The sequence below is a fragment of the Archaeoglobus veneficus SNP6 genome, from assembly GCF_000194625.1.
GTDB classification, from domain to species: domain Archaea; phylum Halobacteriota; class Archaeoglobi; order Archaeoglobales; family Archaeoglobaceae; genus Archaeoglobus_C; species Archaeoglobus_C veneficus.
In genome coordinates this window covers 422,893-443,574 of sequence record NC_015320.1, presented here as the reverse complement: position 1 = coordinate 443,574, position 20,682 = coordinate 422,893, and the positions used below count along the sequence as shown (strand labels likewise).

Genomic DNA, 20,682 nt, shown 5'->3' with positions numbered 1-20,682 from the left:
GGAGAGGTAACCAGCTACATTCGCAAAACCCCTCCGTCGATTTTGCTGGTTATAGAATTATCCAACTGTACGCATAATATCGAGATTCTGAATTCAATTCTGGGCTTAAGATTCAGCAAAGCTATTAAATAGCAAAGTCTACCAAGTCTGAGAGGTGACGCTCATGGAACTTGAAAAGCTCAGATTCGGAACGGAGCTCATAAAGAGAGGATTTGCAAAGATGCAGAAGGGCGGAGTTATAATGGATGTCACGAATGCAGAGCAGGCAGGAATTGCTGAAGATGCGGGAGCAGTTGCGGTCATGGCCCTCCACAAGGTTCCGGCCGATATAAGGCAGGCCGGCGGAGTTGCAAGGATGGCTGACCCCAAGATAATTCAGGAGATAATGGATGCCGTAACGATTCCCGTCATGGCCAAGGTCAGAATCGGACATGTTGCTGAAGCAAGGGCACTCGAAGCTCTGGGAGTTGACATGATAGACGAGAGTGAAGTTCTCACGCCAGCAGACGTTTTCTTCCATATAGACAAGCGCAAGTTCGTCGTACCTTTTGTTTGCGGTGCAAGAAGCCTTGGCGAGGCAGCGAGGAGAATATGGGAAGGGGCAGCAATGATCAGAACCAAGGGCGAGGCTGGAACAGGCAATGTTGTCGAGGCGGTCAAACACATGAGACTGATTAACAGGGCGATAGCAGAACTTCAGCAGATGGAGGAGGCAAGGGTGTTCAGTGTTGCGGAAAAGTATGCTCAGGCATACTGCAGGCTTGCGAGCAGCGTTAGGGAAGAGATGGGATTGTGTGAGATTAGCAAGAACGACGTGGTTTATGAAGAATGCACTCTCGGCGAGATCGTTGATGGTATATATAAGGTTCTGCTCGAGATTAGAGAGCTGGGCAGGCTGCCAGTAGTTAATTTCGCCGCTGGTGGCGTTGCGACGCCAGCAGACGCGGCATTCATGATGCAACTTGGGGCTGATGGCGTGTTCGTTGGCTCGGGCATATTCAAGTCGTCCAACCCTCCAGAATATGCAAAGGCGATTGTTGAAGCTGTGCAGCACTACGATGAGCCGGAAGTTGTTGCAGAGATTTCAAAGGGATTAGGCGAAGCGATGAAGGGACTCGATGTTTTCCAGCTCAGCGAGGAAGAAAGGTTGCAGTACAGAGGCCTATGAAGATCGCCGTCGTTGGAGTTCAGGGCGACGTTGAGGAGCACGTTATCGCAACAAAAGCTGCGATGAAAAAACTCGGCATAGACGGGGAAGTAGTCGCCACAAGAAAAAGTGGCGTCGTCTCGAAATGCGACGGAGTCATAATTCCTGGAGGAGAGAGCACCACGATAAGCAGGCTCATATTCAGGGATTCGATAGCCAGCGAGATTCTTGAGATTGCCAGAGAAGGAAAGCCAGTCATGGGAACATGTGCTGGCCTGATTCTTCTCTCAAAGTATGGCGACGAGCAGGTTGAAAAGACCGATACGAAGTTACTCAAGCTTCTTGACGTGAGAGTTAAGAGGAACGCCTTCGGAAGGCAGAGGGAGAGCTTTCAGGTACCGCTCCACTTTAAAGGAATTGGTGAAATCGAGGCTGTTTTCATCAGGGCTCCGGCAATCACAGAGGCTGGTAAAGACGTTGAAGTCCTCGCCACATTTGAAGACTATATCGTTGCAGCGAGGCAGGACAACATTCTCGGCTTGGCTTTCCATCCAGAGCTTACGAACGATACGAGAGTTCATGAGTACTTCCTGAGAATGTACAGCATCTAACTGTTACTTCTTCTTTATAATATCCACGAGCCTGACCCACTTCCTCGTCATCACCACAGTCTTCGACGTTCTGCTCACCACCTTTTCCGGAAACACACCCAGCAGGAAGTTCTTGAGGAATGGCCTGCTGGATGCTCCGAGCATGACCAAGCTATAATTTCCTGCTTCCCTCGCAATTGCGTTTATGGCGTTGGAGGAAACAACGAATTTCCTCGAGACATCCAGCCCTTCAAGCGGCTTGGAAGTTTCCTCAAACGCCTTCTCAGCCCTGTTTCTGTCTTTCTCATTCTTTCCAACATACATCAGAGTTATCCTCGCATTCTCGTGTTTTGATAGATCTCTCGCAATTTCTGCCGCAAGTACTGCGTGAGGCCCGCCAGCCGTGGGTATCAGGATGCTCTCTATTTTCTTCCACCCCTCACCCGGTTCGAATCTCACCACAGCAACGTCGCACTTTGCCCTGAGTAAAATGGGGTCTATCGTGCTTCCCAGGACGAAGTCCTTTCTGAACGTTCTACCCCTCCACCCGAGCACCACTAAATCCGGCTTCACCTCCTCGATGGCGTTCAGAATCGCCTCGGCGTTTCTGTGACCTATCTTCACGATACCTCCTGCAGGGATGTCGAGGGACTTTATAACATTCTTCAGAAACTCCTTGGCCGTTTCAGCGTATCTGGTTGCTGCCGAGAGGGGTGTCTGCTCAGGAAGTATAACGACGTTGAGGAGTACGACCTCCCCATCTCTCTCCTTCGCGATTATTTCTGCAAACTTCGCGAGCTTCTCCGCTACAACTGGATTCGCTACGGGAACAAGTATCTTGAACCCTTCCGGCTCCCTGATGGGCTTCTCCTCGTAAATCGTCTTGGCTTCCTCCTTCAGTTTCTGAATTCTTTCCTTTCTGGAGTATGAAACGTAAATCACGTAGCCGAAAACTATCCAGAAGGCTGTAGCCGTAAGAACGAGCGAACCGTGCTTCAGTTCGGTAACGAGGTAGTACCCTATAACCGCCTGCAGCAGCACCGCTGCCAGCGGAACGTAGGGGACGAGAGGCACCCTGAAGGCTCTCCTTACATCGGGTCTGCGGTACCTCAGCACGATCAGCACGAGGTTGACCTGGATAAACAGGAGAAGGAACATTATGTCCGCAGCGGTGGCCACGGCCTCAATAGGTGCGACAGCCATAACGGCGATAATCAAATAGCTGAAGAAGACCGAGTAATGCGGCGTTCTGTTCCTCTCGTGCACTTTTGAAAGGACTGCAGGAAGCAGTCTATCCCTCCCCATTGCAAATGCCACGCGGGATGAAGAGTATATCGTCGCGTTCATGGCGCTTACTGTCGAAATTAAACCTCCAAGAACTATAAGAATGGAGCCAAAGGGCATTATCTGGTCTGCAATTCTTATCATGCTGAACTCAGCAAGCCTGCCTAAATACATCCAGCTCGGAACGTCAGATTCTATAGCTCCAAGAGCCGAGAACGCCACGAGAACGTAGATAATCACCACTACCCAGAGGGAAATCAGTATTGCCCTCGGTATATTCCTCTCCGGGTTCTTAACCTCCTCCCCGCTCTGAACTATAATCTCGTAGCCCTCGAAGGCTATGTACGTCAGACCCATGGCTGCAAGCACTCCAGACATCCCGTTTGGCATAAAGGACGGTGTTGTGAAGGCCGAAATCCAGTCTGGCTTTGACAGGGTTCTGTAAATTCCGAAAACTACGAATAGCAGGAGTATCGCGATCTTGAGCAGCGTTACGATTCCGCCCATTCTTCCGCTCTCCTTAACTCCGCGGAAGTTTACGTACGCAAGAGCAGAGACGATGGCAATTGCAGAGGCTTTGGATACCAGCGCCTGGGGAACATGCAGGCCGAGCATCTGAACCACAACTTCCGAAAAGAATGCACCGAATGTTACTGCGTAAAGGGAGCACGCAATACTGTGGGCCGCCCAGCTACTCCATCCCGCAAGAAACCCGAAGAAGTCGCCCATTGCCTCTCTAACCCACAGGTATCCACCACCCGCTTCCGGCAAAGATGAGCCGAGTTCCGCATATGCAAGTCCCGTTAGAGTGGCCACAACGCCGTTCAGAAGAAAGGCAACGAGTATTGCCGGGCCAGCAATCCCTGCAGCTATACCCGTAAGGGCGAATATACCTGCTCCAATCATTCCGGCAATGCCCAGCACAGTTATGTCGAAAAGTGTCAGTTCCCTGCTCAGACTTACTCTGATGGAGTCCTGCACTCACGAAAGTAGGCTGCCGTGTTGAAAAAACTTTGTACCATCAACCAGAAATTAAAGGTCTTTTCAATTTTTTAATAACTATGATAAAAATATCAGGTAAAAACAAATAGAACTCGTTCAAAAGTGTTTGTGTTCTCTGCAAGCAGATTCTACACTCGTTTCTGCAAAGCTGCCGCTCAGAAACTGCTCCACGACGTCCTTAACCCTTCCGCTCGCTCCAGAGTAGACCTTTATCCCCAGTTGCTCCAGCATTATGATTGCTTTTGGCCCGAGATTACCACAAACGACGACATCGGCTTTAGCTCTCGCGATTATCTCAGGTGGTTTACCCACTCCTCCGAAGTGCTCGGAAGTGTTCGGTATAACCTCGACTCTTCCTGTTTCGGTGTCGTAGATTGTAAAGCTTGCAGCCCTGCCAAAGTGCTGGCAGACGTAGTCGTCAAGTCCTCCTTTTCCCTCAGTAGGGATGCAGATTCTCATTTCTCATCCTCCTCTTCCTTCTTTTCCTCCTCTTTTTCACCTTTAGCCTTCTCTTTCTCCTTGCTTTCTTTCTCGAGCTTCTCCTTAATCTTCTTCAGCTCCTCTTCGATTGCCTTCATGTTCTCGAGCAGTTCATCAACTATTTTCTCGAAAATCTCAGCAGATGGAGAATCTGTCCTGACGAAGGGTTTACCATCCTCTCCGCTCCTGAATATTGTGGTGTCAAGAGGTATGCTGCCCGCAAACGGCACAGCCATCTCCTCGGCCAGCTTCTTGCCTCCACCCGCTCCAAAGACCTCTATGGGCTTCCCGCAGTGGGGGCACAGCATCCCACTCATGTTCTCGATGACGCCTATAACCGGAACTCCGACGTGGATTGAGAAGTTAACAGCCTTCCTGACATCTTCGAGGGCTACGCTCTGCGGAGTGGTGACTATCACCGCCCCCTCAGGTTTCGCAACCTGAACTATGCTTATCACCTCGTCTCCAGTGCCCGGCGGGAGATCGATAACAAGATAATCGAGTTCACCCCAGTCAACGTTTTGCAGAGCCTCCTGAATGAACTTGTGTTTCACAGGCCCCCTCCAAACAACAGGCGTGTCGCGGCTCGGAAGCATGAAGCCCATTGAGAAAACCTTAACACCGTCAACCTCCACGGGCTTGAGCTTTCCCTCCTTAGAATCCACACCTCTCACGTCCTCAAGACCGAGCAGCTTTGGAATTGAGGGACCATGGATGTCGCAATCCAGCAAACCGGTCCTGTAACCCTTTTTACTCAGCGTGAAAGCGAGGTTTGCTGCAACGGTGGACTTGCCAACCCCACCCTTTCCGCTCATTACAACTATCTTTTTCATGTAGCCCTGCTGTGGCAACCGGCTTAAGAAAATTTTGTTTCCTTCGCCGAGACCTAACACCGAAAGGTGCTCCGAAATAGAGACCCATACATAACAAGGAAATTTTATCAAATGTTATTTAATTATGATAATTGTCTAAAATCGAAAGATTTTTAATTCAGGCATTTGTCGTGCTTGTCGTGCTCTGACATATCAAAGGTGGTTTGCATGTTTGGCCTGCCCGTCGAAACGCTGATAGTTGCGTTCGGATTGCCTGCCGTAGTAGCCGGGCTGCTATCGCTGTGGGCAAAGAGATTAGAGGTGAAGCCATGATAAAGTGGGCAATAGTAACGATTTACTTCGCCGCAATGCTGCTGCTCGGATGCGTTGCTTCGAGAAAGATAAAGAACGTCAGTGACTACATAGTCGGCGGCAGAAACCTCGGCTTCTGGATGTTCGTCATGCTCGTAATGGCATCAACGACGAGCGGCATGACTCTGCTCGGCGTTTCGGGCCTCGGCTTCGCTGCGGGCTGGCCTACAATATGGGAGCAGATATTCGTTCCCCTCGCGTGTGCTTTCTCCATAAGCATTTTCGGCTACAGGATATGGCTTGCAGCAAGAGAAAACGGCTATCTGACTGTCCAAGATTTTTTAGCACACAGATACGGTAGCAACGCTGTGAGAACTATCTCAAGCATAGTTGTCCTTGTTACGTGCATAATCTACCTCACGGGCCAGTACACAGCAATAGCAATCGTCCTGACGTGGCTCTTTGATATCCCGAGAAACTACGCTTTGGTCGTTGCTGCGGCGATAGTAGTGGTGTACGTAATTCTCGGCGGGCTTTATGCAGTTGCGTGGACGACCTTCGTTCAGGGAATGGCAATCATTGCAGGTATTCTGCTAACTGCCCCGTTCATAATATCTGCTGCTGGAGGAATAGAGCACATAAACTCGGTGCTTGCATCTATTGACCCAAACATGGTTGAACCGTTCTACCCCCAGATGCATCCGCCCTATGCTGGCTACGCGTTTGCGACTCCTTTCTTCATCCTCTCGTTCTTTTTCCTGCTCTCCTTCGGGCTTGCGAGTGCTCCGCACGTGATAAACAACGTGCTGACTGCGAAGAATGAGAAGGACTTCAAGTGGAGTCCGCTCGTAGTTTTCGTTATCTACGCGGTAATCATGTACCTCATAAAGCTCACGGGATTTGCAGCGAGAGCCATGCACGAGGAAGGTATAATTAAGGTTCCAAGTCCTGACTACGCGTACATAGCCGCTCTCGAGGCTGTGATGCCGGAAGCAATATTCCCTGTTTTTGCGGTCGTTGTTCTTGCAGCAGTGATGTCAACGACGGACAGGCTGATGCTAACAATCGGCTCAACGGTCGGGTGGGATATCTACAAAAATGTGCTGAAAAAGACCGCAAGCGACGCTGAAGTTACATTCGTAAGCAGAATTGCGATAGTTGTTACAGCAGTGGGAACCGTGTTACTCGCCCTGAACCCTCCAAAGCTCCTTGCATTCATAATATGGATGGGCATAGGGATAATGCTCTCAACCTTTGTTGCCCCAATCCTTCTGGGTTTGTACTGGCGCAGAGCTACGAAAGAAGGTGCTATTGCATCGATGGTCCTCGGCTTCGCAGCTTCGCTGCTCTTTGGCTACTGGCACAAATTTGTGTCGCCTCTTCCCGCCCACTTCAGCCTCTTCAGCTTCGCCATCTCGGTTTTCGCGATGGTGGCAGTATCGCTGCTTACCGGGCCGGTAGAAGCCCCACTCAAAGAAAAGGACTCCCAGGCTGCTTAATACTGACGCATCGACTAACGCATTGACCTCCTCTGCTTGTACTCGAAAATGAGCTGCTCGACCCTTTCGAGCTTTTTCCTGTTCATCTCCTCAACCTTCTTCCTGTAAATTTCCTCGAACCTGTCGGTTTTCAGAACTGCAACGTTGTCTGAAACCTTTATGTCCACCTCGTCAACGCCTATAACCGGCACCTCCATCTCCTCAAAGACTGCCATGGCCGTGTGAGAAACATTACTCGCGATGATAGCCTTAACACCCCTACTGCAAAGGTATTCTGCCTGCGCCCTGCCACCTCCGCCCGGGTTGTGAATGTAAATCACGTCTCCTTTCTCTATGCCGATTTCCCTTTCCAGCTTCTCTATCTCTTCCCTCGTGAACTTTGTCAGCACCTTTACGCCCTTCCAGCCACTGAATTCGAGGAGCTTCATGCTCCTGAGCTGCTCGACCCTTTCCTTCAGGTCTTCTATAATTCTGTCCCTCTCCTTAATCTCTGCCCTGAGCTCGGCTATTTCTGCTTCAAGCGACCTGATATAGTTGTCTTTTCTTATTCTCTCGTGCTCCTCTCTCGAAATGGAGACTATTCTCGCTCTCAGCCGCTCTATTTCCTCCCTCAGCTTCTCCACTTCTTCCTTCAGAATTCTGTTTTCCTCCTCGAGTTCCCTTATGAGGTTCTCCCTCTTTTCGCTATCTTCTCTCTGCTCCTTCGGAGGCTTCTCCTCTTTAACCTTCACTTCTTTCTTCTTACCGAGCAGTTCTCTGAGCGTTAATCCCTTGATTATTCCGGCCTTTATGGCATCCACATCATATCCAGAGGGGATCCTCTTTTCTATGTTCAGAAGCTTGTTCTTGTACGAGTTGTACGCCTCCATCGCCGCTGCAAGCGCATCCCTTTCGTGGTCGTTCAGGACTTTGTATTTTGAGGCGAGGGTCTTCTTCTTGTCAACACTCATATCCTCCTTGGGTGTGTATAGTACCGCATTGAAGCTTGCTCTCAGCTTGCTTACGAAATCAGGCGGGCTGCTTTTGTCCGTGGCGATGACGACTGGCTTTCCAAAGGAGAGAATGTAGTCCACGACCTCCGAAGAGCTCCACTCCTTCCTGCTGCTCACGCCAAGCAGGTTGCCAGATAGATCGAGGACGGCAATGGCTGTAGTCGTGCCCGGATCGACGCCCACGATGGTGTAGGCCTTCGTCTGCTTGAGTGGTATGAACTCTATGCGCTCCTTCTCCACCGCCTCAACCCTAACCTGCACATCCCTCGTTTTGAAGGAGTTGATGGGTACAGCTTCCTTAGGAGCGTTTACGAGCAGAACCCCTCTCGATATACCGCCGTAGCCCTTCTTTCTGTCCTCCACGTATTCGAATCCGAGCTCATCGAGTTTACTCTTTATTTCGTTGTACACCCTCCTGACCTCGTCGTGAATCCTCCGCCTGTACTTGTTCTGTCTCCATCCACCCTTTCCCAGGCTCCTGTTCCTCGAAACGACAATAAGGGTTTTGTCAACGAATACAGAGACCTCCTCGCCCACTCCAAAGCCTGCGAGCAGAGCACAGGCCTTCGCCTCGTCCATCGGGTTTCTTATGTCCATCCTGAGCCCGTACCTCTTTGCGAGGTAGGGCAGGCTGTGCTTTCCTGCAACCTGAACGAGCTTAGTCGTAGGAGGTATTTCCTTAAGGAACTTTATCAGCTCCTCCTTCGAGGAGAAAAGCTCAGAAATATTGTCTACGGAGACTATTGATGGCTTGTACTGCCTTATAAGCCTGAAGAGCTTTGCCTTCGAAACTATCTTCTCCTTCTCACCCTCATTGACAATAAAAAGAGCGTACTTCGGCCTCCCTCTACCATGTACCGAGCCTTTCACGATGTCTATGCCGAAGATACAGGTCATTTTTTAATATATTCCAGAACCGTGTTAATATCTTTTTCTATGCCATAAGCTCGTTTAAAGTAGTTGAGGATGTTTTCAACATCTCTTCTGAGCAATTCCTCTGCTTCGTCTTCCTTCTCGCTCTCCCCCTCACCTTCCCCTTCCTCAAGCAGAACACACTGGGGAAAGTCTATGAACCATATTCCTTCCTCGCTCACGAGGATGTTGTACTGGCTCAAGTCGCCATGAACAACTCCTCTCGAATACATCTTCCTCACTTCGTCGATTATTATCTCGAGAACATCCTCGGGATTCGTCAGCCTCACTCTGAAGAGCTCCTTCGCGTCTATGAGTTCCATGAGAATTGCATTACCCTCCCATGCATGTGGACGGGGGACACTTACGAAGCCGTAAAGTCTCCGCAACGCTTTATACTCGTTTCTTGCCGACCTTACAGTTAACACAGTAAAGTGGAGCGTCCCGTAATCCCTCTTCTCCCTGACCTTCTTGAAGCTCGGATAGCCCACGCGATGGAATTTAATGACCGCCTCACCGTACTTCTCAGAGTAACAGTTGTAAACTACACTCTCCTTGCCCTCACCCATGAGCTTGCCGAGCATGCTTACATGGTTGCGTTTTACAAGTCTCCAGAGAGAGTAAAGAGACAGACCGATGAAGGTGAACGTGGAGCCAAAATACGCGAGCTGCTTATTGACGACGAGCCTCTCATCACTCAAAGCTTTCAGAATTGCTTCAACTTTCTCGGGACTCATGTTCGCACGCTTTGCTATGAGCTCCGAAGGCACGAACTCGTAGTCCCACATATGGGCAAAAATGCCATCGAGAACCTTCCACTTCTGCTTGCTCATTTTTGAATAGAGAGATGCGAGGTCTATGGTATAACCCCCATATACGGCAGGAGCTTCTCCCTCAACTCCACAACTCCTCCGATAACTATAATGGCCGGCGCCTTAACGCCTTCCTTCTCCGCTATATCCGCTATGTCCTCAAGCCTGCCAACAACTACTCTCTGCTCCTCCGAGCAACCCCTCTCTATTATCGCCGCCGGCGTGCTGGGATCTTTGCCATGCTCCATGAGCTTTTTCGCAGTCTGGCGGAGAGTTGAGACACCCATCAGAATAATGATTGTGGCGTTCAGCTTTGCCAAAGCTTCCCAGTTCAGCCTCTCCCTTGCCTGCCTTCCGGTTATGAAAACAACCGCCGGATCGTAGCGGCGATGCGTGATTGGAATCGCCGCATAAGCTGGAGCCGCTATAGCTGATGAAACTCCCGGGACTATCTCGAATTTTATACCTCTATCTGCGAGAAATTCAGCCTCCTCGCCTCCCCGCCCGAATATGCACGGATCGCCGGCCTTCAGCCTGACTACAGTCTTGCCTTCCCTCGCGTACTTGGCGAGGAGTTCGTTTATTTCGTCCTGAGTGAGTTTATGTCTGCCAGCCCTCTTTCCCGCATCGATAACCTCAGCCCCACTTTTTCTGACGAGTTCCTTGATTCCCTCTCCAATCAGCTCGTCGTGGATAATCACGTCTGCCTTCCTTATCGCCTCTTCTGCCTTCTTCGTGAGCAGCTCGTCGCCACAGCCAGCGCCAACGATGTAGACTACGCCTTCAGCCAACGAGCATCCCTCCGCACTCCTTTTTGAGCTCCCTTGCAATAATTATGGCTTCTTCAATTGCCGTTTTCGGGCTAAGAGTTTCCTCAACCCTCACAGCCCTGCTGCCGTCGTGTGAAAGAACCTCGCAGTACAGCCTTATCTTTCCATCGAATTTCGCATAGATGCCGACGGGCACTGCACATCCAACGCCGAGCTCCTTCAGCACAGCTCTCTCAACTTCTGCCTCAACCGCAGTCCTTTTATGATTCATGAAGGAAACGAGGTCTTCTTCACCCTTCCTCGTCTCCACGGCTATTATACCCTGGTTTGCAGAAGGAACAAAGATTTCGGGGTTCAGGGACTGGTATCTGACCTTTTCATTGAGGCCAAGCCTTATAAGCCCGGCTTCAGCCAGCAGAATCGCATCGTATTGTTTTTCTCTCAGCTTTCTCAGCCTCGTATCCACGTTCCCTCTCAGGTTTTCGATTTTCAGGTCGGGGCGGTAGCGCTTTATCTGGGCCCTTCTCCTCAGGCTTGATGTGCCAACAACGGAATAGCTTTCGAGTTCGTCGATGGTCAAACCTTCTCTCGTCACGAATGCATCACACGGACTTTCTCTCTCGAGAACGGCTGCAATCACCCCGTTTATCTTCGAGGGCACATCTTTGTAGCTGTGAACGGCGATGTCTATGTCGCCATCGACGAGAGCCTCATCGATAACCCTCACGAAGGCCCCCATGCCCTTGAACTCGTGCAGAGGTCTGTCCTTCATTATGTCGCCGGGAGTCTTGATTATCCTGATTTCGACCTCGTAGCCCTCTGCCTTCAGGTGAGCGATTACCTTCTCCGTCTGAGCCAAAGCGAGCTTGCTGCCCCTTGTCCCAACTACAATTTTCTCAGGCATGTTCCAACTGCCTCGATGGTCTTTTCAACATCCTCTCGGCTGTGTGCAAAGCTGACGAAACATGTTTCGTACTGCGAGGGCGGGAAGAAAACCCCCTCCTCGAGCAGCTTCCAGAAGAACTCGATGAACCTCTTACCATCGAGTTTCAGGGCATCGCTGTAGTTCTTCGGAGCTTTTCCGAAGTATATGCAGAACATCGAAGCTATGCTGCCGACCTCGTAGCTCAGATTCGAGTCCGCTATCTGGTCTCTTACGCCATCTGCAAGCTCCTTTGTTATGGAGTTGACGTAGTCGTGAACCTTATTCTCCATCAGGAATCTGACAGTAGTGTAGCCAGCCGTCAGGCTGAGGGGGTTTCCGCTAAAGGTTCCAGCCTGATAAACGCCTCCAGCCGGAGCTACGTTTTCCATTATCTCCTTCCTTCCGCCGAAGATGCCTATAGGCAATCCACCGCCTGCTATCTTGCCAAGCGTGGTTAAATCGGGCTTAACGCCGTAGTACTCCTGCGCTCCACCCAAAGCCAAACGGAAGCCGGTAATTACTTCATCGAATATGAGCAAAACGTCGTTTTCAGCAGTTACCTTCCTTACCTCCTTAAGATAGTCCTTTTCGGGAAGGATGAGCGTTGAGTTGCCCATAACGGGCTCGAGGATGAGAGCCGCAACGTCATCGCGGTTCTTCTCGATGACCTCTACGAGAGCTTCGATGTCGTTGTATGGAGCCTGCAGCGTGTGCTTCACGAAGTCCGCTGGAACGCCAGCGGAATTAGGAATGCCGTGAGTTGTTGCACCGCTTCCAGCTTTAACCAATACGGCATCGTGCGCTCCGTGGAAGCTGCCCTCTACCTTTATTATCTTGTTCCTGCCAGTGAAGCCCCTTGCGAGTCTTAAAGCTGCCATCGTTGCCTCACTGCCCGTGTTGACGAAGCGCAGCATTTCAATGCCCGGAAAGAGTTCCGTTATCAGCTTCGCGTACTCCACCTCAAGCTCTACTGGCGTACCGTAGAGCCATCCCTTCTCGAGCTGCTCCTCGATGGCTTTCTTAACTGCCGGATTTGCGTGGCCGAGGATGAGGGGGCCGTAGGCCATGCAGTAGTCGATGTACTCGTTTCCATCAACGTCAACGATTTTAGAGCCATTAGCACGGGCAGTGTAGAACGGGAACGGCTTTACTGCTCTAACAGGACTGCTCACGCCGCCGGGCATCAGCCCTATCGCTTTGTCGTAAAGGGATTTTGATTTATCAAATTTCATACCGCAAAGACGGGCATGCTGTTTTTAAAGGTTAAGAAGTGAGCAGTCCGAAATGAGAAATAGGAATGCCAAAAAACAGAAAAGAGAATCAAATCTACCCGAGAAAATCAGCGATCTCCATTGCGTGATACGTAATAATCAGGTCTGCTCCTGCTCTCTTTATCGATACGAGGATCTCGTAGGCAATCTGCTTCTCGTCGAGCCACCCCATTTTTCCAGCAGCCTTGACCATTGAGTATTCGCCACTCACGTTGTAAGCTGCGGTTGGATAGCCGAATTTGTCCTTAACCTTCCTTATCACGTCGAGGTACGATAGTGCTGGCTTGACCATTACGATGTCTGCCCCTTCCCTTATGTCCAGTTCAACTTCTCGAAGTGCTTCGCTGCTGTTGTGAAAGTCCATCTGGTAGCTTCTTCTATCGCCGAAAGCGTAGCCGCTTTCCGCTGCTTCGCGGAAGGGGCCGTAGAAGCTCGATGCGTACTTCGCAGAATAGCTCATTATGGCAACATCCTGAAAGCCCTCCGCATCAAGCGCATTTCTGATGGCCTTAACCATACCATCCATCATGCCTGAAGGTGCCACGATGTCTGCCCCTGCTTCTGCGTGGCTTACGGCCGTCTTTCCGAGAATTGGCAGGGTTTCGTCGTTCAGGATGATTCCGTCTCTCACAACACCGCAGTGACCGTGCGTGGTGTACTCGCACAGGCAGACGTCCGTAACGACGACTGCATCGCTGTGTTCGGCTTTAATTTCTCTCACAGCCTTCTGAACAACTCCATTTTTATCAAAAGCAGATGAGCCGACCTCATCCTTGTAAGAGGGAATGCCAAAAAGTATGAACGCCTTTATACCCTTCTCCATGGCCCTGCCAACCTCTTCGGCAACTCCACCGAGGGGGATACGATAATAACCGGGCATCGATGGAATTTCTTTCTTCGCGGAGATGTTCTCGTCAACGAAAACAGGCATTATCAGGTCTTCAACGCTGAGCCTACTTTCTCGGACAAGCGGTCTTAGCGAGTCTTTCCTCAGTCTTCTCATCCTGAGCCTTGGAAACTCCAAGTTCATCACCTCCAAAGAGGTATTCGGCTGCCTCAATGATTGCCACATTGCCGCTTCTCGCCGCCTTTCTCAACCTTATAGTTGGCTTCCTGAGGAATTTCTTAACGAATGAGTTGGCAAATTCCTCTAATATGGGCAACACGCTTTCGTCAATACCGTACTTAGCAGCGAGCTTGTTGTAAAGTTCAAGGATTTCCTCCTTCTTTACCTCCTCCGCCCTGCTGTACATGGCAGAAATCGCAGAATCGGCCTTCATCTCCTTGAGCATTAGCTTGAGATGTTCGAGCTCTTCGGCAATTATCTTTTCAGCTTTCTTTGCTTCCTTCAACCTCTTCCTCAGGTTCTCCTCGCTTATCTCCCTCAGGTGTTCGATTGTGTAAAGCTCGACGCCTTCAATTTCCGCAACGTCCTCCTCAATATCTCTCGGCATTGCGATGTCTATGAGAAGTATCCCCTCCCCTCTGACGGCAATTACTCTCTCGATCATCTCACGGGTGATTATGTAGTCAGGCGAGGACGTTGCCGTGATTACGACGTCGCTCTCGACGATGTACCTCTCGAGTTTGTTAAACGGTACGGCCTTTCCACCCACCTCTGCTGCGAGCTTTTCAGCCTTTGAAAACGTCCTGTTGGCAATCAATATCTCGCACTCCTTGTGCGCCAGAGCTTTAGCAACAAGGCCGCCCATCTCTCCTGCTCCAACAACGAGGACTTTCTTACCCCTGAGAGTCCCGAGACTCCTTTCGGCAAGCTCGACAGCTGCAGAACCTATGGAAACGGAGCCTTTGTTTATCCCTGTGAGCTTCCTCACCTTCTTTCCAACCTGAATCGCCTTGGAGAAAACCACATCGAGAACTTCACCGATTCCACCAAACTGCTTGCTCAGGTTGTAAAAGTCCTTCACCTGCCCTAAAATCTGATCCTCACCAACCATCATCGATTCAAGACCAGAAGCAACTCTGAGCAGGTGTTCGAGACACCTGTCGTCTCTGTGAATCTCCATTACTCTCTCCGATACATGCATGAACTTTGCGAAGTCTCTGAGCGTCGATTCCGTGTCAGAACCGACGACATAAACTTCAACGCGATTACACGTCATGAGGATAGCGCATTCAGTGATGTTGGGGTACGAGAGGACGCGTTCTATGAGTGCACGGCAATCGCCATGCCACGCCCTTTCAATCTCCTCAAGTGAAGCTTTTTTGTGGGAAACCACGAGGTTTGCTATCTCCATTATTTCACCCGGGCTTTAAGCATTAAATGAGGTACTTAACCCAATATAACCTTAACTTTTTGGCCATCATGTGTTCGGTTTTTTAAAGCTTTCTTTTAACTCCTCTAATTTCTTCAGCCAGGGAAATGAAGAGATCAAGAAATACGGCCGATATGCCAACGAGATATATTGCATCGAACATTCCCGCACCGCCCAGCGTGACGACTCCTCCAGCGAACATCCTGCTGAGCTCGGGCAGGTTTGCTATATCTGCTCCCACAATCATTCCGAGCGTTCCTGAAACGTATGCAAGGGGAGCGGGCTGTCTGGGCGACATATAAAGAGAGTAGAGCGATGCAACGATTACAGGAGTGGCCATGTCAGTTATGCCCACGCCGAAGTGACCCGGAACGGCATGCCTGTTGCAGACGTAAGACAGGAGAGCTACGCCTGCCAATACCCTGTACAGGGGCACCTTCCCGGATGAGATGAGACGGGCAGAAATGAGGAGGGGGAGAAAGAATCCTGCTGGGTCTGCGTACACATCCATCTGGTTAAAGGTGGCCACGTGCATGGGGTGGACAAACATTTCGAGGACTGGCGGCAGGAGCAGGATTGCAAATGCATCGGATCTATCGAAGCCAGCGTTTTCAAGGGCTCCAACAATGTGTCTCAGGACAACGGCAAGAACAAGAATAGCTGCCCCAAGCAGTACAAAGTAAATCATCAAGAATGGCTACGTAAAATTTTATAAAAATTTAACCGGTTACTGCTTTACTCCGATTATGGACTTCGGTGACCTCGGCAGCCTTCTTCTCCTCTTTCCGTCGGACGTGTACTTCTGGTTTGGTCCTGGCTTCTTGTAGTTCTGGTACTTGCCCGGAACGAGTCTCGTCTGTCCCTTCCTTCCCTTTATTTTGATCCAGGTGGTGGTGCCAGTTTTACCCATGGCACAGCCTTTTCAACTCACTTTAAAAACATTGCGGTGACTGGCGACTGGCTGAAAAAAGAAACTTTTTCAAGCAAAATTAAGAAAAAGGGAAGTTTAAAGTTCAGAGCCTCTCAGCATGTACGCTAATGCAATCAGGCCGGCGATGGTAAATACTGCTCCGTAGTTGATTAATCCTGAAATCAGCAAGAATTACCAGAATTTTCCTAAGCTTTCAGAATTTTACTTTCTATCTTTTTAAGAGCTTCTGCAAATGTCAATTCTTCTGCTGGTTCAACCTTATTTCCTCTGTGCAGGTGGTGTGGGAAAGTTTCAATTTCAGGGTGATGAGGGGCATTGTCCCATCTCAACAGCAATTTTCTATCCTTATCCTGCCAGTGATAGGAATAATCCGTCTTACGAAGATTTCTATCCACATGCTCGAAAACGTGGAGTTCCGAATTATCAATGAATTCTACTACAAACCTGATAAACCCGCTTTCCGTACCACAAAACTCCCTCAGTACTCTAATTTCCTTTGTGACTGAGCTCGTTAACGCCAGTTTCTTTAAAAACTCAAAATAATCTTCTATCATACGATTGCCCTGAGAAGCAACTCTTTTTCTTTCTTCAGCTCATCGTACAAATCTTTAGAAGACTTCCACTCGAAAAAATCCATTTCGTCACCAAGCTCACCTTTGACGAATCTATCGTAAAATTCATCAGTTTTCATTCCATATTTTTTTTCAAAATATTCAATGTTTTTTGACAATTCTTGCAAAGTACGGTTTATTTCTTCTATCCTACGTTGAATAGTTTTTGTAATAGTCACTTTAATATCTGTTTCCTGCATCGTTAAATTAAGGTCGAGGAAAGTATTTAACGTTTCTGGAGAAGTCTACAGCCACAATCTTATCCCCAGCTGTTAATCCTTTCTAAGAGCTTTGAAGTATGCTTTAGCCAATTTTCTACGACCAAATCCGAAGTATTTCTAAAGTATTTCTGACAAAAAAAAAGTAAGAAAAGGAAATTAGGTTTAGCACCTCCTCAGGTAGGCGATGTAACAGGCCAGTGATGGTAAATACTGCTCCGTAGTTGATTAATCCTGAAATCAACAAAACTACCGGAATCCACTGAGTTTCCAGGATTTTTACATTCTATTTTTTAGCTCTGTCCCCACTACAACACTGAGTTAACCGATGATTAACTTTGGTGGGAAATTTTAAATATTAATTCCACTAAATTTCTCTGGGTGGGAAAATGCTGATCAAGGTGGATTCAAGAGGCAGGTTATACATCCCAAAGAAGATTAGGGGAAAACTCGGCAATGAAGTGTACCTTGTCGAAATGGACGACGGGATTGTGATAATTCCAAAACCCAGAGACCCTGTAAAAGAACTCGAAGAAATAGGTAAATCCTTACCAGACAAATCGATTGAGGAACTCAGAAAAGAAATAACAGAGCAGGCGATGGAGGAGATTGAATGATCTACGCCGACACCGACTTCTTTTTAGCCCTGCTAAAGCCCAAGGACTGGCTGAAGGGGAAAGCCAAAGCCATTCTCGACAGATACGAAGGTCAGATAACCACTTCGGTGGTCACCTTTATTGAGCTAATGCTGTTAGCAAAACGCTACAACTTTGATCCGGTTAAAATAACCAGAAGTGTTATGGCAATCTGCAACATCGACGACGAAAGACTGCTAAAAGCTGCAATTTACATCAAAGATTACAATGTTAAAGTTTTCGATGCCTTTCACGCAGCCCACTGCAGCGGAACCGTAATCAGTTCAGATTCCGTCTTCGATAGACTTGGAATTAGGAGGGTAAAGCTCGAGGGTGAAGAACCAGATACTTAACGATGTCTTTCTGTCAGAACAAAGACTATAGCAGCAGTATCCAGATAAGTGCTCATCATAAGCCCATTTTCCGGTACCTTTTTAGAGTTTTTAGCATCAATTTTCCACTACAAACTCTCTTACAAATAAACATTATAATTATAAAGCATGGCCTGGGTGTTGTTACAGGTGCCTTGGTTGGAATCAGGGTTCACGCCAACCCTCGACGAAACTGCCACAGCATACACGAGCAACCACCGGGAGAAATGGAAACTTCTAATGGATGTACTATTTGTAGGTTTTTCCCTCTAAGTTTGAGTTTTAGAATTTTTATGACTCTATCCTTCCAACTAACCGAATAGATTACCCTGTAATCGCCCAGACGGACACGATAGATGTCCAAGCTCTCAGTATCTTCCAATTTGATTATATCAAACTTCTGTCCTGGAACGGACTCATACTCCAAAACATTCCTAAACTCCGAGAATCTTCGATAATGGGCTTTAGGCAAAGTCCGAAGACCTGTCAGTGGTCTTAACCCGGTATGACATTGTTATCCTTCAATCAGGTTCAGGAATTCATCAGCGTCGATCCAGTTCTCTGGATTTTCATCCTTAGCCAGCTCAAGTAGCTCTGCAATCCCCCCCTCAGTTATATCCTGATCTCTCTGGACTGGAATGACATAGCCTCCAACCTCTGAATCTCAACCTTAAGCCTCTCCAGCTCTTTCATGACATACTCAACATTCTCAGCATTGACTTTTTCCATTTTCTCACCACTTTAACACAGACCAAATGCAAGGTTGGGCGAGCATCCTAAGCTTTTAATAAACCATTTACTGAGAATGAAGTACAAGCCACTTGTAGATGTCTTTTCGGTGTCCAAATGCAATTAAAATAACTTCCTTGGTCTCCTCCCTCACATGGTACAGGAGTCTGTATTTTTCCTTTATTCTGATTGATCTGTATTTTGAGAGAGTATACTTTAAAGGCTTTCCAGCATTGGGATTTTCCAATAGCTTTTCAATCCTTCTTTACAAGCTCTTCCATAAGTTTTTATCTTTTCTGAACTTCTTGATGTGTTTTTCAAAGGTTTTGGTGTAAAGAGTGAATATGTCATTAAATTCACTTTAAAAGCTTCTTAAACTCATCCACCGATTCTACCTTCACGATGTTGCCCTTCAGGATGTCTTCCTCACTTTTCTTTATTTGCTCCATTAAATCTCTATCACCAAGAACTTCAAGAGTTTCAATCAGCGATTCAAGTTCAGCGATGAGTTTTTCAAAATCTTCCTTTTTTATTATTACGTTGCCATCAGCCTCCTTTATTCTCAGAACCTCTATCATATCAGTAATTCCATCCTCATGCTAAATAATTTTTCCTGAGTAATCGGAGAATCGACTGGCAAATTCAAAATAAGGCAAAAATAAAATAAGGAAGAGTGGTTCAGCAAGTTTTTGAAGAAAGTTATTTGATGACTCTCCATGCTCTAATAATTCAGCTCTTGGGATCTTCCTTCTACAAAAACTCTATGGCTTTATGCCTACCTGTTTGATGAATCAATCTCGGTTTCGAGATTTTCCTGCCTACGCACCTTATCTTCTCCCCTCAATCCTCTGGCTCGACATATCCTTAACTCTATAGCTCCATCAGGATGTCATTAACGAAACTGACGTCAAGAAAAGCTTTAAGGCGTCTGAAATCTCATCCACCCAAACTCCATCCTTACCTTTGATGAATTCAATGATTTTTTGCTTGGTCTCGTGCAACATCTCGAAGCTCAATCACCCCTAATCCCCGCAGTTCTTCAGCATAGAATTTTATTGCTTCTCTTATCGCTTTAGCCTTCGAAATTTTCAGTTTTTCAGCTATAATGTTCAATTCTTTCTCAACCTCTGTAAGATTAACCGGATAAACATACCTTCGCATGGTATAAATTGGTATAAACCGTGTAAAAGCTCATCGGCCTTGAAATCGGTTACTAAACAAAAAATAAGAAAAAAAGAGTTTAGCGTCTCCTCAACAGGTAAGCAACTGCAAGCAGACCGGCGATGGCAAAGACCTCAAAGCTGGCTGCTTTTCTGGTGTTGTTTCAGTAACCGCGGGTGAGTCGCGATGTGTTGCGATGGTTTTTAAATAGTTAAATAGTGTTGTAGCCTTCATTTGACGTGGCTGTTACTGTAGAATTTCAACGGGCTTTGCCGTTTCGACTGGTTGGTTTGGTGTCACATAGATACAGAGATCCGATCATATCCTGAATATCTTTCCTAACCTCTCGTTGATTTCAACTCTTAAGCGTCTGCCCGACTTCGCCAAGCTCACCGATTACAAGTTCTTTTAGAATTGTTGCAACCTTATCAAGCTTTATAACCGAATCAACTTTCAAGCCTGTGAGTTTAAACTCCGGATGGCCCATTCTAACAACAACATCGCCATCTGATGGTGTGTCTGGAATTTTTGATGAAATGAAAGCAACCAAGACATCCCTCTCCCCTTCATGAACGACTAAAGCTGGTCTCAATTTTGCTGCTGTTAGATCTGTAAAAGGGAATGGAACAAGGACGATTTTGCCCTTCATTTGTATCTAACTCTCAGATCTTCAATCCTGTAAATATCCGGTTCGTTCTCAAGGAATTTCAGAGACTTCTCAGAGAGTTTCATCATGGAAACTATTTCCCTCTCCTGCATAAGTTCGTCAAGCTTTTTTGATATCTCAAGTATGTGCTTTTTTATTTCTTTCAGCTCAACTTCAACGCTCATACTTTTAAGTGTGGTATACGATTATTAATTCTTTTGCATTGAGGGGTTTGGGACAAAATTCACAGAAACCCATTTCCCTGGTAACAATCACATAAACCCTTGAGATTCTCC

25 protein-coding genes and 1 pseudogene are annotated in these 20,682 nt (G+C 47.9%); 5 read left to right on the top strand and 21 right to left on the bottom strand.

Annotated features, from left to right (window positions below; translation table 11 throughout):
- Positions 1-163: 163 nt before the first annotated feature.
- A complete protein-coding gene (pdxS, locus tag ARCVE_RS02545; protein WP_013683215.1) occupies positions 164-1,168 on the top strand; it encodes a pyridoxal 5'-phosphate synthase lyase subunit PdxS in 1,005 nt (334 codons plus the stop codon).
- Positions 1,165-1,758 (top strand): pyridoxal 5'-phosphate synthase glutaminase subunit PdxT, encoded by a 594-nt coding sequence (gene pdxT, locus ARCVE_RS02540; protein WP_013683214.1) that lies wholly within the window; start codon positions 1,165-1,167, stop codon positions 1,756-1,758. Before pdxS ends, pdxT begins: the two co-directional genes overlap by 4 nt.
- A gap of 3 nt (positions 1,759-1,761) precedes the next feature.
- On the opposite strand, the gene ARCVE_RS02535 is transcribed toward pdxT, so the two are convergent.
- From ARCVE_RS02535 to ARCVE_RS02525, 3 genes are all read right to left on the bottom strand, one after another.
- Positions 1,762-4,002 carry an amino acid permease gene (locus ARCVE_RS02535; protein WP_013683213.1) on the bottom strand — a complete coding sequence of 747 codons (2,241 nt, stop codon included), beginning with the start codon at positions 4,000-4,002 and terminating at the stop codon, positions 1,762-1,764.
- 117 nt (positions 4,003-4,119) lie between these two features.
- Positions 4,120-4,482 carry a NifB/NifX family molybdenum-iron cluster-binding protein gene (locus ARCVE_RS02530; RefSeq protein ID WP_013683212.1) on the bottom strand — a complete coding sequence of 121 codons (363 nt, stop codon included), beginning with the start codon at positions 4,480-4,482 and terminating at the stop codon, positions 4,120-4,122.
- Complete coding sequence (locus tag ARCVE_RS02525; protein WP_013683211.1) at positions 4,479-5,336, bottom strand: Mrp/NBP35 family ATP-binding protein; 858 nt, start codon at positions 5,334-5,336, stop codon at positions 4,479-4,481. The genes ARCVE_RS02530 and ARCVE_RS02525 overlap by 4 nt, the downstream gene beginning before the upstream one ends.
- Before the next feature lie 308 nt (positions 5,337-5,644).
- On the opposite strand from ARCVE_RS02525, the gene ARCVE_RS02520 reads away from it, so the two are divergent.
- On the top strand, positions 5,645-7,126 hold the full coding sequence (locus tag ARCVE_RS02520; RefSeq protein WP_013683210.1) for a sodium:solute symporter family protein: 1,482 nt from the start codon (positions 5,645-5,647) through the stop codon (positions 7,124-7,126).
- Positions 7,127-7,140: 14 nt separating this feature from the next.
- Here ARCVE_RS02520 and ARCVE_RS02515 read toward each other — a convergent pair whose 3' ends face one another.
- The 11 genes from ARCVE_RS02515 to ARCVE_RS02465 all read right to left on the bottom strand — a co-directional run bounded on the left by ARCVE_RS02515 (position 7,141) and on the right by ARCVE_RS02465 (position 16,826).
- On the bottom strand, positions 7,141-9,015 hold the full coding sequence (locus tag ARCVE_RS02515; protein ID WP_013683209.1) for a DUF460 domain-containing protein: 1,875 nt from the start codon (positions 9,013-9,015) through the stop codon (positions 7,141-7,143).
- Positions 9,012-9,863, bottom strand: a complete 852-nt coding sequence (locus tag ARCVE_RS02510) for an RIO1 family regulatory kinase/ATPase domain-containing protein (RefSeq protein WP_156785995.1) — start codon at positions 9,861-9,863, stop codon at positions 9,012-9,014. Before ARCVE_RS02510 ends, ARCVE_RS02515 begins: the two co-directional genes overlap by 4 nt.
- A gap of 23 nt (positions 9,864-9,886) precedes the next feature.
- Entirely contained in the window at positions 9,887-10,633 is a 747-nt protein-coding gene (gene cobA / locus ARCVE_RS02505) for a uroporphyrinogen-III C-methyltransferase (protein ID WP_013683207.1), read from the bottom strand.
- Entirely contained in the window at positions 10,626-11,516 is an 891-nt protein-coding gene (gene hemC, locus ARCVE_RS02500; RefSeq protein WP_013683206.1) for a hydroxymethylbilane synthase, read from the bottom strand. Before hemC ends, cobA begins: the two co-directional genes overlap by 8 nt.
- Entirely contained in the window at positions 11,498-12,769 is a 1,272-nt protein-coding gene (hemL, locus tag ARCVE_RS02495; RefSeq protein ID WP_013683205.1) for a glutamate-1-semialdehyde 2,1-aminomutase, read from the bottom strand. The genes hemC and hemL overlap by 19 nt, the downstream gene beginning before the upstream one ends.
- 94 nt (positions 12,770-12,863) lie before the next feature.
- Positions 12,864-13,811 carry a porphobilinogen synthase gene (gene hemB / locus ARCVE_RS02490; protein WP_013683204.1) on the bottom strand — a complete coding sequence of 316 codons (948 nt, stop codon included), beginning with the start codon at positions 13,809-13,811 and terminating at the stop codon, positions 12,864-12,866.
- Complete coding sequence (hemA, locus tag ARCVE_RS02485) at positions 13,762-15,066, bottom strand: glutamyl-tRNA reductase (RefSeq protein WP_013683203.1); 1,305 nt, start codon at positions 15,064-15,066, stop codon at positions 13,762-13,764. Before hemA ends, hemB begins: the two co-directional genes overlap by 50 nt.
- A gap of 82 nt (positions 15,067-15,148) precedes the next feature.
- Positions 15,149-15,772, bottom strand: coding sequence for a DUF1614 domain-containing protein (locus ARCVE_RS02480; protein ID WP_013683202.1), 624 nt, complete (start codon positions 15,770-15,772; stop codon positions 15,149-15,151).
- Between the two features lie 39 nt (positions 15,773-15,811).
- The gene (locus ARCVE_RS02475) at positions 15,812-15,994 is read right to left on the bottom strand and encodes a DUF5350 domain-containing protein (RefSeq protein WP_013683201.1); all 183 of its coding nucleotides are present in this window, start codon (positions 15,992-15,994) and stop codon (positions 15,812-15,814) included.
- 206 nt (positions 15,995-16,200) lie between these two features.
- Complete coding sequence (locus ARCVE_RS02470) at positions 16,201-16,569, bottom strand: toxin-antitoxin system TumE family protein (protein ID WP_013683200.1); 369 nt, start codon at positions 16,567-16,569, stop codon at positions 16,201-16,203.
- Positions 16,566-16,826, bottom strand: a complete 261-nt coding sequence (locus tag ARCVE_RS02465; protein WP_013683199.1) for a hypothetical protein — start codon at positions 16,824-16,826, stop codon at positions 16,566-16,568. Before ARCVE_RS02465 ends, ARCVE_RS02470 begins: the two co-directional genes overlap by 4 nt.
- A 407-nt stretch (positions 16,827-17,233) precedes the next feature.
- On the opposite strand from ARCVE_RS02465, the gene ARCVE_RS02460 reads away from it, so the two are divergent.
- Complete coding sequence (locus tag ARCVE_RS02460) at positions 17,234-17,461, top strand: AbrB/MazE/SpoVT family DNA-binding domain-containing protein (protein WP_013683198.1); 228 nt, start codon at positions 17,234-17,236, stop codon at positions 17,459-17,461.
- Positions 17,458-17,832 (top strand): type II toxin-antitoxin system VapC family toxin, encoded by a 375-nt coding sequence (locus tag ARCVE_RS02455; RefSeq protein ID WP_013683197.1) that lies wholly within the window; start codon positions 17,458-17,460, stop codon positions 17,830-17,832. The genes ARCVE_RS02460 and ARCVE_RS02455 overlap by 4 nt, the downstream gene beginning before the upstream one ends.
- 630 nt (positions 17,833-18,462) lie before the next feature.
- Here the strand turns inward: ARCVE_RS02455 and ARCVE_RS11585 are convergent.
- From ARCVE_RS11585 to ARCVE_RS02430, 7 genes and pseudogenes are all read right to left on the bottom strand, one after another.
- Positions 18,463-18,579, bottom strand: a complete 117-nt coding sequence (locus ARCVE_RS11585; protein ID WP_013683196.1) for a DUF5646 family protein — start codon at positions 18,577-18,579, stop codon at positions 18,463-18,465.
- Between the two features lie 67 nt (positions 18,580-18,646).
- Positions 18,647-18,838, bottom strand: coding sequence for a type II toxin-antitoxin system RelE family toxin (locus tag ARCVE_RS11765; RefSeq protein WP_083809310.1), 192 nt, complete (start codon positions 18,836-18,838; stop codon positions 18,647-18,649).
- Between the two features lie 97 nt (positions 18,839-18,935).
- Complete coding sequence (locus ARCVE_RS02445; protein ID WP_013683195.1) at positions 18,936-19,157, bottom strand: hypothetical protein; 222 nt, start codon at positions 19,155-19,157, stop codon at positions 18,936-18,938.
- 394 nt (positions 19,158-19,551) lie between these two features.
- Entirely contained in the window at positions 19,552-19,740 is a 189-nt protein-coding gene (locus ARCVE_RS11580) for a hypothetical protein (protein ID WP_013683194.1), read from the bottom strand.
- A gap of 79 nt (positions 19,741-19,819) precedes the next feature.
- A pseudogene (locus ARCVE_RS11760) lies at positions 19,820-19,873 on the bottom strand (PGF-CTERM sorting domain-containing protein); the annotation flags it as partial.
- 222 nt (positions 19,874-20,095) lie between these two features.
- Positions 20,096-20,332, bottom strand: coding sequence for a type II toxin-antitoxin system PemK/MazF family toxin (locus ARCVE_RS02435; protein WP_232215821.1), 237 nt, complete (start codon positions 20,330-20,332; stop codon positions 20,096-20,098).
- A gap of 53 nt (positions 20,333-20,385) precedes the next feature.
- Positions 20,386-20,571 (bottom strand): hypothetical protein, encoded by a 186-nt coding sequence (locus ARCVE_RS02430; protein WP_013683192.1) that lies wholly within the window; start codon positions 20,569-20,571, stop codon positions 20,386-20,388.
- Positions 20,572-20,682: the final 111 nt, after the last annotated feature.